Genomic DNA, 12,989 nt, shown 5'->3' with positions numbered 1-12,989 from the left:
GCGCGCCTGCGTCGGCGCGCAGCGGTTTGCCTTCGTTTACTGCCGGACCAACTCGATCGTGGCGACCATGCTGCCGGCACCCTGCGTGGGCTTTCCGCCCGGCACGAAGGTCACCTGCAATGCATTGCGCGCCACCGCGCCGCCACGTTCGAAACGGCGCAGCAAGTCGGTCACGTCGAAGCTGAAGAAGTTCTCGCCCAAGGCGGTGTCCAGCTTCGCGCCGTGGCCGCCGTGGTCGTGGAATTCGGCGTCGAAGAAGTTGATGGCGCCGACGTAGGTGTTCTTGTTCAGCGCGTTGCCCTTCGCCGGGCCCAGGTACACGTGGTACAGCACTTCCGGCTGCTTCCAGGTGTGCAGGTTCTTCAATACCAGGTATGTGCGTTGCGGGGCCGTCGCCGGCACCAGGCCGAGCATCGGCGAGATCTGACGCGCGGCGGCCAGGCGCTGCACGGTGACGCGCGTGTTGGCTGCGCCGAGTTCGGCCATCTTCAGTGACGACGCCACGCGCTCGGGCGGGCTCACCATCAAGGCGGCGACCCGCTGCGCGTTGGAGGGCGCGACGGTCTTCTTCTTCTTGGGCGTTGTCTGTCCCGCAGCCGGCGGGGTCTCCGGGGGCGGCGGAGGCGGAGGCGGCGGCGCCACGAGCTGGTCGTACTGGTAGCCGAGCAGGCCCAGGTCGAAGAACTCCTTCAGCCGGCCGGTGACGCGCTGGCCCAGGCGATCGGCGAACACGAACTGCGTGTTGCCCCACGTGGAGACGGGATTCACGCCCGCGTAGTTCTTGTTCCAGCTCTCCCACAGGCGGTCGATGTTCGAGTGGTGCACCCAGAACAGCGGGTCGCGCGCCGCGTACGGCACCGCGCCCATGTTCTTCGCATTACCGACCAGCACGTGGATGCGGCCGTGGATGTTGGAGTCGATCGAGCGGCAGAAACCGAGCACCGTGCCGACCGTGCTGTACGCCGCGCACGCCATCGTCGCGCTGATGTCCATCTGGTCGGTCGGCTGCGTCTTGTCGATGCGCTGGCCGGTGTTGGCGAGCGTCGTGCGATCGGCGCGATACAGCACGTTGAACACCGGGTCCAGCTTCAACCGGAACTGCAGCGGCACGATGCCGCGCTTGAGCGGATCGGCGGAGGTGTAATCCCAATAGGGGAGGGTGAAGTCCGGGCGGCCGCTGACTTCGCGGATGATCTGTTCGAAGAAGAACACGAACATGCGATGCCACGGCAGGAAGTGGTTGGTGTTCTGCCCGGCGTGCGACTGGCAGGTATTCCACATCTCGTTGGCGAGCGTGCTCTGCGGCGTCACCGTCGTGCCGAAGATGCGCGTGAGTTCGGCGGCTTTCGTGGTCGCACCGTTGACGAAGTGCGAGTACCACTGCCACAGCCAGCTGGTCGGATCGGTTTCCGGCTTGGCGAGCATCGTGCGCATCGCGTTGGCGTACGTCGTGAGCATGTCCAGGCCCTGCGGCGAGGCGATGTCGTAACGCACCAGGGGGAGCGACTGCGCGAACGCGTTGCTGGACAGCCACGTGGCCAGCGGCATCGCGCTGGCCCCTTGCAGGAAGCGACGGCGGGACAACGAAATCATTGGAGCTCTCCGCGAATGATCGTTTGAAGCGGCGCCCTTCCCGACGCCCCTTCGCAACACAACACCGTGATTTGCGTGACATTCCGGTCACGGGTGGCGGGATCCGCACGAGGGGTACAGCAACGTGACGAAGACGTTGACGCGATGGGCGCGTGACGTAGCGGGGTGACTTCCGATAGCCTCACCCGCATGGACGAGACCCTCACGCCGACTTCACCGCTGCGCCTGCTGATCAACGGCGCCAACGGCCGCATGGGCCAGGCGTTGCAGCGGCTGGCGGCGGAGCAGCCGGAGCGCTTCGTGGTAATCGGCGCGGTGACGCGCAAGGTCGGCCAGCGCGTCATCGACGGCGTGCCGCAATTCGCATCGGCCGAACTGGCCGGCGCGCCCGAGTGCGACGTCGTCATCGACTTCAGCCTGCCCGAAGCGTTCGACGCGGTGCTCGCGCACTGCGTCGAGCACGGCCGCGCATTGGTCAGCGGCACGACGGGGTTGTCGGAATCGCAACGCGTCGCGCTCGATGCAGCCGGCGCGCGCATCCCCGTGTTGTGGGCGTCCAACTTCAGCCTCGGCGTGGCCGTGCTCGCCGACCTCGTCGAACGCGCCGCGCGGTCGTTGCCCGGCTGGGACGTCGACATCGTCGAGCAACACCACGTGCGCAAGCTCGACGCGCCCTCCGGCACCGCGCTGACGCTCGGGGACGCCGCGGGGCAGGGCGGCGCCGTCCCGCGCTATGCATCGCTGCGCGCCGGCGACATCGTGGGGGAGCACACCGTGCAGTTCGCCACCTTCGGCGAACGCATCGAGCTGACTCACCGCGCCACCAACCGCGACATCTTCGCCCGCGGTGCGCTGCACGCCGCCGCATGGCTCGCGAACCGGCCGCCGGCCCGCTATCGCATCGGCGACCTGCTGGGCTGATCGCCGGAAAACGCCGGCATCGTTTGTCGGAAGCGTCCGACGCCGGTACAATCCCGGCTCGCCTGCCACCTGCCAGCACGGACCGGAACAAACGCCGCGTCCGCGCTTTGCTGCAACCTCCTTCCGGAGCTCGCGGCCAGGGGCAACCCCCCGACCGAGGCGAAATCCCCGTGACCCCAACTGCACTCCTCGCACTCGAAGACGGCACGATCTTCGAGGGCGTTTCCGTCGGCGCGCCCGGCCTGTCGGTCGGCGAAGTGGTGTTCAACACCGCGATGACCGGCTACCAGGAGATCCTGACGGATCCCTCCTATGCGCGGCAGCTCGTCACGCTGACCTATCCCCACATCGGCAACACCGGCTGCACCGACCAGGACGACGAAGCCCGCCAGGTCTGGGCCGCGGGCCTGATCGTGCGCGACGTCCCGCGCCGCCCGAGCAACTGGCGCAACCAGCAGGCGCTGCCGGAGTGGATGAAGGCGCGCGGCGTGGTGGCCATCGCCGACATCGACACCCGCAAGCTCACCCGCCTGCTGCGCGACCGCGGCGCCATGAACGGCGCGCTGCTCGCCGCCACGGCCATCGGCGAAGTCCTCGACGTCGACAAGGCCATCGAGGCCGCCCGCAAGTTCCCCGGCCTGAAGGGCATGGACCTGGCGAAGGAAGTCAGCACGCGCGAAGCCTACGGCTGGCGCGAAGGCCAGCTCGACCTCGATACCAACGCCTTCGTCGCGGGCGAACAGAAGTACAAAGTCGTCGCCTACGACTTCGGCGTGAAGCAGAACATCCTGCGCATGCTGGCCGAGCGCGGCTGCGACGTGACCGTCGTGCCGGCGCAGACGCCGGCCGAGCAGGTGCTCGCCATGCAGCCCGACGGCGTGTTCCTGTCGAACGGCCCCGGCGACCCGGCCCCGTGCGATTACGCCATCGAGGCCATCCGCACCTTCGTCGACCGCAAGCTTCCGACCTACGGCATCTGCCTGGGCCACCAGCTCCTCGGCCTGGCCATCGGCGCGACCACCAGCAAGATGAAGTTCGGCCACCACGGCGCGAACCACCCGGTGATCGACCTCGAATCCGGCCGCGTGATGATCACCTCGCAGAACCACGGGTTCGCGGTGGACGAGGCCTCGCTGCCTGCGAACGCCAAGGTCACGCATCGCTCGCTGTTCGACGGTTCGAACCAGGGCATCGCGCTCACCGACGCCCCGGCCTTCTCCTTCCAGGGCCACCCGGAAGCGAGCCCCGGCCCGCACGACGTCGCGCCGCTGTTCGACCGCTTCATCGACGCCATGCGACAGGGAAAGCCGTCGGCGTGACCGCGCGCCGCCGCCGACGCAAGTTCGCCGCCATCGCCGTGCTGTTGCTCGGCGCGTATCCGGCATTCGTGCTCGGCACGGTGTACGCGCATTGGTTCAAGGCGAACCTCCCCGGCGGGCGCAACGGTCCTTCGGATGCGTATCGCCACACGCTCGCCAGCGCGACGGTCGCCTACACGACCTCGCCGCGCATCGTCGCCCTCGTCACCCGCGTGATGGAACGCGACGGGCAGGGCGGCGACATGCGATGGATGGACGCACACAACAACCGCATCGGCGCGCGCATCGGCACCGAGGCGAACAGCTGGAGCGACATGCAGGCGCGCGTGCGCGCCTCGATCGCCACCGGCGCCGTCGGCGCGACCGACGACAACCAGATCACCTGGCTGCCGCGCGAGCGGTGGCAGGACCGCATGTATTGAGCACGGGGAACTCGATGCGCATCTTCGACCGATCCATCCACTTCCTGGCCGGGCTGGCGCTGGCTTTCGCGTGCACGACCCCGGCCTTCGCCGATGACGTGCCGCCTGCCGCGCCCGTGCAGGCGCCCGCGCAGCAAGCCGGCATCGACCGGCTGCTCGTGTTGTTGAAGGTCCGCGAGCACTCCGAAGAAGCCATCGCGGAGCTGCGTCCGAAGTTCGAAACCGTCGCCGAACCGCAACGCACTTGCATCGTCGAGACCTTCAGCGCGGACATGCTCTTCGACACCATGCGCACGCATTACGAAGCCTTGTTCGGCGCGCCCGGCACGGCGGACCAGACCGTCGCCTTCTTCGAATCCTCCGCCGGCCGGAAGATGCTGACCGCCATCGAGGGCGGCGCAAGGGAAGGCAACGACATCCTGGCCAGCCTGGACAAGAAGGAGCTCGCGCAGGTCGAGCGCTTCATGACCACGCCCGCCGGCGAGGTCTTCCTGACCGTGAACAAGCGTTTGCCCGAGCTGACCCAGGCGTCGGTCAAAACCATCGTGCAACAAGTGACCGCCAAGTGCGGCCCGCCGCAGAAGAGCTGATCCCCCATGCCGAAGAGAACCGACCTCAAGACCATCCTCATCATCGGCGCGGGCCCGATCGTCATCGGGCAGGCGTGCGAGTTCGACTACTCCGGCGCGCAGGCCTGCAAGGCGTTGCGCGACGAGGGGTATCGCGTCGTCCTGGTGAACTCGAATCCCGCGACGATCATGACCGACCCGGAAATGGCCGACGCGGTCTACATCGAGCCGATCAACTGGCAGACGGTCGAGAAGATCATCGCGAAGGAAAAGCCCGACGCGCTGCTGCCGACCATGGGCGGCCAGACCGCGCTGAACTGCGCGCTCGACCTCGCCGACAACGGCGTGCTGGAGAAATACAACGTCGAGCTGATCGGCGCCTCGCGCGAAGCGATCCGCATGGCCGAAGACCGCGAGTTGTTCCGCGTCGCCATGCAGGACATCGGGCTGGAATGCCCGAAGGCCGCGGTCGCGCGCACGTTCGAGCAGGCCGTCGAAATCCAGGCGACCGTCGGTTACCCGACGATCATCCGTCCGTCCTTCACGCTGGGCGGCACGGGCGGCGGCATCGCCTACAACAAGGAAGAGTTCGAAGAGATCGCCAAGCGCGGCCTGGAGCTCTCGCCCGTGCACGAAATCCTCGTCGAGGAATCGGTGCTGGGCTGGAAGGAATTCGAAATGGAAGTGGTCCGCGACAAGGCGGACAACTGCATCATCGTGTGCTCGATCGAAAACCTCGACGCGATGGGCGTGCACACCGGCGACTCGATCACCGTCGCGCCGGCGCAGACGCTCACCGACAAGGAATACCAGCGCCTGCGCGATGCGTCGGTCGCCGTGCTGCGCAAGATCGGCGTCGACACGGGTGGTTCGAACGTACAGTTCGGCATCAACGCGCAGACCGGCCGCGTGGTGGTGATCGAAATGAACCCGCGCGTGTCGCGTTCGTCGGCGTTGGCATCGAAGGCCACGGGCTTTCCGATCGCGAAGGTCGCCGCCAAGCTCGCCGTGGGTTACACGCTCGATGAACTGCGCAACGAGATCACGGGTGGCAAGACGCCGGCCTCGTTCGAACCGACCATCGACTACGTCGTCACCAAGATCCCGCGCTTCGCGTTCGAGAAGTTCCCTGCCGCCGATGCGCGCCTGACGACGCAGATGAAGTCCGTCGGCGAAGTGATGGCCATCGGCCGCAGCTTCCAGGAATCGCTGCAGAAGGCATTGCGCGGGCTGGAGACGGGCAAGATCGGCCTGGATCCCACGGGTCTGGACCTTTCGAACGAAGACGACCTGATCAAGATGCGCCGCGAACTGAAGGAGCCGGGCCCGGAACGCATGTTCCACCTCGGCGACGCCTTCCGCGCGGGCATGTCGGTCGAAGACGTGCATGCGCTGTCGTTCGTCGATCCGTGGTTCCTCGACCAGATCGAGGAATTGATCGCGATGGAACGCGACGTCGCCGCGATGGGCCTCGACGGCCTCGATGCGCGCACGCTGCGCCAGCTCAAGCGCAAGGGCTTCTCCGACGCACGCATCGCGCAACTGGTGAAGACGAACGAATCGGCCGTGCGTGCGTTGCGCAAGGCCTTCAACGTGCGTCCGGTGTACAAGCGCGTCGACAGCTGCGCCGCCGAATTCTCCACCAGCACCGCGTACCTGTACTCGACGTACGAAGACGAGTGCGAGGCGATGCCGACCTCGCGCGACAAGATCATCGTGCTCGGCGGCGGCCCGAACCGCATCGGGCAGGGCATCGAGTTCGACTACTGCTGCGTGCACGCGGCGCTTGCGCTGCGCGAGGACGGGTTCGAGACCATCATGGTCAACTGCAACCCGGAGACCGTGTCGACCGATTACGACACGTCCGACCGCCTGTACTTCGAACCGTTGACGCTCGAAGACGTGCTCGAAATCGTCGAACTCGAACAGCCCAAGGGCGTGATCGTGCAGTACGGCGGCCAGACGCCGCTGAAGCTCGCGCAGGCGCTGGAAGCCAACGGCGTGCCGGTGATCGGTACCTCGCCGGATTCGATCGATCTGGCCGAAGACCGCGAACGTTTCCAGCACCTGGTCAACGAACTCAAGCTGCTGCAGCCGCCGAATGGCACCGCGCGCAACCACGACGAAGCGATCGCCATCGCCAGGCAGATCGGATATCCGCTCGTCGTGCGCCCGAGCTACGTGCTCGGCGGCCGCGCGATGGAGATCGTGTATTCCGACGCCGACCTCTCGCGCTACATCCGCGAAGCGGTGAAGGTGTCGAACGATTCGCCGGTACTGCTCGACCGCTTCCTCGACAACGCGGTGGAAGTCGACGTCGACATCATCGCCGACCAGGACGGCAACGTGCTGATCGGCGGCGTGATGGAACACATCGAGGAAGCCGGCGTGCATTCGGGCGACTCCTCGTGCTCGCTGCCGCCGTACTCGCTGTCGGCGCAGACGCAGGACCGCCTGCGCGAGCAGGTGATCGCGCTGGCCAAGGCGCTCAAGGTGGTCGGCCTGATGAACACGCAGTTCGCCATCCAGCAGAACGACGACGGCGACGACACCATCTTCCTGCTCGAAGTGAACCCGCGCGCCTCGCGCACGGTGCCGTTCGTGTCGAAGGCCACTGGCGTGCCGCTGGCGAAGATCGCCGCGCGTTGCATGGCCGGCAAGTCGCTGGCCGAGCAGGGCGCGACGAAGGAAGTCGTGCCGGGCTACTACTCGGTGAAGGAAGCGATCTTCCCGTTCGCGAAGTTCCAGAACGTGGATCCGATCCTCGGCCCGGAAATGCGTTCGACGGGTGAGGTGATGGGCGTGGGCCGCAGCTTCGGCGCGGCGTTCGCTCGTGCGCAGGAAGCCGGTGGCATCAAGGCGCCGCCCGTGGGCAAGGCGTTCATTTCCGTCCGCGACCCGGACAAGGTGCGCGTGCTCGGCGTCGCGCAGGATCTCGTGCGTCGCGGGTATTCGCTCGTCGCCACCGGGGGCACTGCGGATTTCCTGCGCGACCAGGGCCTGTCGTGCGACCGCATCAACAAGGTGATCGAGGGCCGTCCGCACATCGTCGACCTGATCAAGAACGGCGAGATCGTGTATATCGTCAACACGACCGAGGGCAAGCAGGCGATCGCCGACTCGTTCTCGATCCGACGCGAGGCCTTGCAGCAGCGCGTCACGTACTCGACCACCATCGCGGGCGCCCGCGCATTGTTGAATTCGCTCGACCATCGCGGTGCGGGCGAGGTCAACGCGCTGCAGGCGCTCCACCAGGAACTGAAGAAGACGGCATGACCACCCGGGCCCCCATGACGGCGAAGGGCGCGCAACGTTTGCGCGCCGAACTGGAAGAACTCAAGTCGGTGAAGCGGCCGGCGGTGATCCATGCGATCGCCGAGGCGCGCGCGCACGGCGACCTCAAGGAAAACGCCGAGTACCACGCCGCGCGAGAGCAGCAGGGTTTCATCGAAGGCCGCATCAAGCAGCTGGAATCGGAGCTCTCGCACGCGCAGGTCATCGACGTGGGCGCGCTCAACGCCGGCTCGCGCGTCGTGTTCGGCGCGACGGTGGAACTGGCCGACGCCGACAGCGGCGAAGAGAAGCAGTACCAGATCGTCGGGGACCTCGAAGCCGACATCAAGCAGGGCATGATCGCGATCTCCTCGCCGGTGGCGCGTGCGCTGATCGGCAAGCACGAGGGCGACACGATCACCATCGACGCGCCCGCGGGCCAGCGCGAGTTCGAAATCGTCGCGGTCCGATACGAGGCCTGACGACGTGACGCGCACCGCGGCGCCGGCGACTTTCCTGTTGCCGGCGCGCGCGCGATTCGGCGGGCAGGCATTGTCGCCCGCGTTCGCGAAGGCCCTGGGTCGCGCGGATCGCACCGACGGCGAGCCCGGCGAGCGCGCGCAACTGCTGCGGCATTTCGACTTGCTCCCGCGCGGCTGGCCGGTCGCGGCGATCACCCGTGCGTTCGATTCCAACGATGCGACGCTCGGCGCGTGGTTGCGCGCCGATCCCGCGTTCGTGCGGCCCGATCTCAATGGCGCGCGTTTGCTCGCGTGCGGCGATGCGTTGCAGATGACGCAGGCGGAGGCCGATGCGTTCCTGTCCGCGCTCCGGCCGTTGTTCGGCGATTCGGGAATGCCGATCGACGCGCCGCGTCCCGCGCGTTGGTACCTGCGTTTGCCGCGCGAAGCGAAACTGCCGTCGATGGCCTCGCCCGAGGAAGCCCTCGGCGCCGACCTGTTCGATCATTTGCCGGAAGGACCGGAAGGCCGTCGCTGGCGTGCCTTGTTGAGCGAGGCGCAGGTCGCGCTGCATCAGCATCCGTTGAATGCCCAGCGGCAGGCGGAAGGCAAGCCGCCCGTGAATTCGTTATGGTTCTGGGGTGGTGGCGTGGTGCCGGATCACGTGACGACGTCGCACGCGCGCGTGCATTCGAATGAAGTGACGTTGCGGGCGTTGACGAAGGCGGCGAAGGTCGATGGCGGCGATGTGCCTGCAAACTTCGACGGCGCGGGTTTGATCGACCTGCGTCCGCTGCGCGACCTGCGCGCGTTCGAAACGAAGTGGCTGGAGCCGGCGATGGCCCAACTGCGCAGCGGTGCGTTGACCGCGATCCACCTCGACCACGACGACGGCGCGCGCTTCACGCTGCTGCCAAACCACCGCTGGCGCTTCTGGCGCAAACCGCTCAAGGCGTTCGACGCATGACGCTCATGCGCCGCATCGTGCGCCGCCCCGTCGTCGTTCCCTCGGGTGAATGGCCCGACCAAGTCCCGATGCTGTTGCGCCGCTTGTACGCCACGCGGGGCGCGGCGGATTTCGAGACTGCGCGTCCGAAGCTCGCGCGCCTGCATGCGCCCGACACGATGGGCGGGATGGACGCGGCAACCGCCTTGCTGCGCGATGCGATCGTCCAGGACAAGCACATCGTCGTGGTCGGCGATTTCGATTGCGACGGTGCGACCGCGTGCGCGGTCGGCGTGCGCGGGTTGCGGATGCTCGGCGCGAAGCGCGTGTCGCATGCGGTGCCCAATCGCGCGGTGCACGGCTACGGGCTGTCGCCCGGGCTCATCGACGATCTCGCCGCGTTGCAGCCGGAGTTGCTCGTCACGGTCGACCACGGCATCGCATGCCATGCCGGTGTCGCCGCTGCACGCGCGCGCGGCTGGCAGGTGCTCGTCACCGACCATCACTTGCCCGGGCAGACGCTGCCCGACGCGAATGCGATCGTCGATCCCAACGTGCGCGGCGACGGCTTCCCGAGCAAGGCGCTCGCGGGCGTCGGTGTCATGTTCTACGTGTTGCTGGCGTTGCGTGCGCGCCTGCGTGCCGAAGGATTGCCCGGCGACGCGGATCTGACGACGCTGCTCGACCTCGTCGCGGTCGGCACGATCGCCGACCTGGTTCCGCTCGACGCGAACAACCGCGCGCTCGCCGGCGCCGGTTTGCGTCGGCTGCGCGCGGGGCAGGGCTGCGCGGGACTGCAGGCGTTGATCGAGGGCAGCGGGCGCGACGTGCGCACGCTCACCGCCGCCGACATCGGCTACGGGCTCGCGCCCCGCATCAATGCCGCCGGCCGCCTCGAAGACATGGCACTCGGCATCGAGTGCCTGCTCTCCGATGATCTGGCCCACGCGCGGCATCTCGCCGGGGTGCTCGGCGAAATCAACGCTGAGCGCAAGGGCGTACAGCAACAAATGACGGACGAGGCGGAAGCCGCGCTGGCACGCGTCGCGCTCGACGGCGACATGCCGCCGGTGTTGTGCCTGTTCGATCCGGCCTGGCATCCGGGCGTCGTCGGGCTGGTCGCGTCGCGCATGAAGGATCGCGTGCATCGGCCCGTCGTGGCCTTTGCGCCGGCCGAACCGGGTAGTGAAGCCTTGCGCGGCTCGGCACGCTCGATTCCCGGATTGCACATTCGCGACGCGCTCGCGGCGGTCGATACCGCGCTGCCGGGCATGATCCCGCGCTTCGGCGGGCACGCGATGGCCGCGGGCCTGAGCCTGTCGCATGGTGCGCTCGATGCCTTCGCCAATGCGCTGCGCGTGCACGTCGAGGGCGTGCTCGATCCGGCGTTGCTGCAGGCCGAAGTGGTCAGCGATGGCGCGCTTGAAGCACACGAGTTCGACCGCGCGAGCGCCGAATGCCTGCGCGATGGCGGTCCCTGGGGCCAGGCATTCCCCGAGCCGCTGTTCGACGGCGTGTTCGACGTCGTGGGGCATCGCGTCGTCGGCATGCGGCACCTGAAGTTGTCCCTGCGGCTTCCCGGGCGCCCCGCGCCCCTCGACGCCATCCACTTCAACGGATGGACCGGCCATCCGCCGCCGCCGCGCGTGCACCTGGCCTATCGCCTGGCGGTGGACGACTACCGCGGCGGCGACGCGATCCAGTTGATCGTGGAATACTCGGCCGACGCCTGACCCCGTTCGCGCCAGCCGCGCGTTCGAGGGACCAACCACGGCTCGCACAGGGGACATCGATGCAGCGCACCACCCTCGCGGCGATCGCATGCGCGATCACGTTCGTTCTCGGCTTTTCGTCGCCCGTCTCGCAGGCACAGAACGTCACCGCGCCGCTCGTGCGCATCGGTGGCGATGCGCAGGGATTGCAACCGATCCAGGTGCGCCGCGTCGAAGCGAAGGTCGACGTCGCAGGCCGGCTGTCGCGGAGGACGCTGACGTTCGAACTGCGCAACCCGAACGCACGCCTGCTCGAAGGCACGCTGGAATTCCCGCTCGCAGCGGGCCAGCAGATCTCCGGCTTCGCGCTGGATATCGGGGGCGAGATGCGCGAGGCGGTGCCCGTGCCGAAGGACAAGGGACGCCAGGTGTTCGAATCCATCGAACGCCGTGGCGTGGACCCGGGGCTGCTGGAACAGACCGCCGGCAACAATTTCCGCGTGCGCGTGTATCCGATCCCGGCGAACGGCACGCGCCGCGTGCGATTGGTGATCGACGAAACCGTCGAACGCAGGCAGTCGAACAGTGCCGCGTACGCCGCACGCCGCGACAACGGCGATGTCTACGTCCTGGGCGAAGTGCCGATCGGCAAGCCGATCCTCAAGCCGCGCGTCGTGCCCAAGCGCATCGGCTTGCTGTGGGATGCCTCGGCGTCGGAGCGCACGCGCGACCGCGCGCAGACCTACGCGCTGCTCGATCGCTATTTCGCCGCGATGGGCGAGGGCCGCGTGACGTTGCGCATCCTGCGCGACGTGGGCGAAGACGGCGGCACGTTCGAGATCCGGAACGGCCAGTGGCACGCGTTGCGCAAGAAGCTCGACGCCACGGTGGAAGACGGCGCGACCGATCTGGCCGACTGGATTCCGACCGCCGATATCGACGAATACCTGCTTGTCAGCGACGGCCAGCGCAACTACGGCGAGACCGAAGTGCCGCGCCTGGAAGCGAACCAGCGTCTGTACGCGATTTCCACCACGCCGGTCGGCGGCGACCCGACGCGATTGGCCGTGCTCGCGCAGCAGCGCAACGGGCGGCTCGTCGACGCGAGCGGAAAGGGCTTGTTCGATGAAGCACCGCGCATCGTCGGTCTCGCGCCGCATGGTGTGACGGACCTCGAAGTGCCAGGGCGTTTCGTCGACGACTTCATCCTCCGTGTCGCGGGTCGCGCGACGCAGCCGGGCGCGTATGTCGACGTCACCGTCGAGGGGGCCGGCGGCCGCAAGGTCGTGCGCGTCGACATGCCGATCGATGGCTCCTCGCATCCGCAGATCGCCGCGTTGTGGGCCGGCTGGAAGGTCCGCGCGTTGTCCGCCGATCCGGAACGCAATGCCGCACGGATTGCACGGATCGGGCAGGAATTCGGCATCGTGACGCCGGGGACGTCGTTGCTCGTGCTCGAGAACGTCGACGACTACGTGACCTACGACATTCCGCCGCCGCCGGCCTTGCGCGCGGAAGTCGCCGAACTGCGCAAGATGCACACGGACATCGATACTCGCCATCGCACCGAACGCATCGACAGCGTTGCGGACAAATTCGTCCAGCGCATCGCCTGGTGGGAGCGCAAGTTCCCGAAGGATCTGCCGGCGCGCGCGAAGATCGCGGCGGGAGAAGAGGACCAGGCGCGCGATGCGGTCTCGCGTCGCGAGGTCGCGGCAGCTGCTGCGTCCGAGCAGCGCGCGATGGCCTATGCGCCGGCGCCGGCGCCGGCGC

At 67.7% G+C, this 12,989-nt stretch carries 10 protein-coding genes; 9 read left to right on the top strand and 1 reads right to left on the bottom strand.

The window, feature by feature from the left end:
- Positions 1-36: 36 nt before the first annotated feature.
- Complete coding sequence (locus LF41_RS00405) at positions 37-1,593, bottom strand: tyrosinase family protein (RefSeq protein WP_036164368.1); 1,557 nt, start codon at positions 1,591-1,593, stop codon at positions 37-39.
- A gap of 189 nt (positions 1,594-1,782) precedes the next feature.
- Between LF41_RS00405 and dapB the strand changes: the two genes are divergently transcribed.
- The 9 genes from dapB to LF41_RS00360 form a co-directional block, all read left to right on the top strand.
- A complete protein-coding gene (gene dapB / locus LF41_RS00400; RefSeq protein WP_084073181.1) occupies positions 1,783-2,514 on the top strand; it encodes a 4-hydroxy-tetrahydrodipicolinate reductase in 732 nt (243 codons plus the stop codon).
- A gap of 170 nt (positions 2,515-2,684) precedes the next feature.
- On the top strand, positions 2,685-3,833 hold the full coding sequence (gene carA / locus LF41_RS00395; RefSeq protein ID WP_036164366.1) for a glutamine-hydrolyzing carbamoyl-phosphate synthase small subunit: 1,149 nt from the start codon (positions 2,685-2,687) through the stop codon (positions 3,831-3,833).
- Complete coding sequence (locus tag LF41_RS00390; protein WP_036164358.1) at positions 3,830-4,255, top strand: DUF6973 domain-containing protein; 426 nt, start codon at positions 3,830-3,832, stop codon at positions 4,253-4,255. Before carA ends, LF41_RS00390 begins: the two co-directional genes overlap by 4 nt.
- A 14-nt stretch (positions 4,256-4,269) precedes the next feature.
- Positions 4,270-4,845 carry a hypothetical protein gene (locus LF41_RS00385; protein WP_036164356.1) on the top strand — a complete coding sequence of 192 codons (576 nt, stop codon included), beginning with the start codon at positions 4,270-4,272 and terminating at the stop codon, positions 4,843-4,845.
- A 6-nt stretch (positions 4,846-4,851) separates the two neighbouring features.
- The gene (carB, locus tag LF41_RS00380; protein ID WP_036164354.1) at positions 4,852-8,100 is read left to right on the top strand and encodes a carbamoyl-phosphate synthase large subunit; all 3,249 of its coding nucleotides are present in this window, start codon (positions 4,852-4,854) and stop codon (positions 8,098-8,100) included.
- Between the two features lie 14 nt (positions 8,101-8,114).
- Complete coding sequence (greA, locus tag LF41_RS00375) at positions 8,115-8,579, top strand: transcription elongation factor GreA (RefSeq protein WP_036164352.1); 465 nt, start codon at positions 8,115-8,117, stop codon at positions 8,577-8,579.
- A gap of 4 nt (positions 8,580-8,583) precedes the next feature.
- Positions 8,584-9,525, top strand: coding sequence for a phosphoglycerate mutase (locus tag LF41_RS00370; protein WP_036164350.1), 942 nt, complete (start codon positions 8,584-8,586; stop codon positions 9,523-9,525).
- Positions 9,522-11,237: a single-stranded-DNA-specific exonuclease RecJ gene (gene recJ / locus LF41_RS00365; protein WP_036164348.1), complete on the top strand. Its 1,716-nt coding sequence runs from the start codon at positions 9,522-9,524 to the stop codon at positions 11,235-11,237. The genes LF41_RS00370 and recJ overlap by 4 nt, the downstream gene beginning before the upstream one ends.
- Positions 11,238-11,296: 59 nt before the next feature.
- The coding region (locus LF41_RS00360) for a VIT domain-containing protein (RefSeq protein WP_272913759.1) at positions 11,297-12,989 on the top strand (1,693 nt) is incomplete at its 3' end.

The organism is Lysobacter dokdonensis DS-58 (genome assembly GCF_000770795.1).
Taxonomy (GTDB): domain Bacteria; phylum Pseudomonadota; class Gammaproteobacteria; order Xanthomonadales; family Xanthomonadaceae; genus Noviluteimonas; species Noviluteimonas dokdonensis.
Note: the sequence above shows the minus strand (reverse complement) of the source record. Positions and strands in the feature narration are given on the sequence as shown.

Excerpts from the sequence above, each read along its gene's own strand:
- dapB (WP_084073181.1), top strand. The coding sequence starts at position 1,783 with ATGGACGAGACCCTCACGCCGACTTCACCGCTGCGCCTGCTGATCAAC.
- greA (WP_036164352.1), top strand. The coding sequence starts at position 8,115 with ATGACGGCGAAGGGCGCGCAACGTTTGCGCGCCGAACTGGAAGAACTC.
- LF41_RS00405 (WP_036164368.1), bottom strand. The coding sequence starts at position 1,593 with ATGATTTCGTTGTCCCGCCGTCGCTTCCTGCAAGGGGCCAGCGCGATG.
- carB (WP_036164354.1), top strand. The coding sequence starts at position 4,852 with ATGCCGAAGAGAACCGACCTCAAGACCATCCTCATCATCGGCGCGGGC.
- LF41_RS00385 (WP_036164356.1), top strand. The coding sequence starts at position 4,270 with ATGCGCATCTTCGACCGATCCATCCACTTCCTGGCCGGGCTGGCGCTG.
- recJ (WP_036164348.1), top strand. The coding sequence starts at position 9,522 with ATGACGCTCATGCGCCGCATCGTGCGCCGCCCCGTCGTCGTTCCCTCG.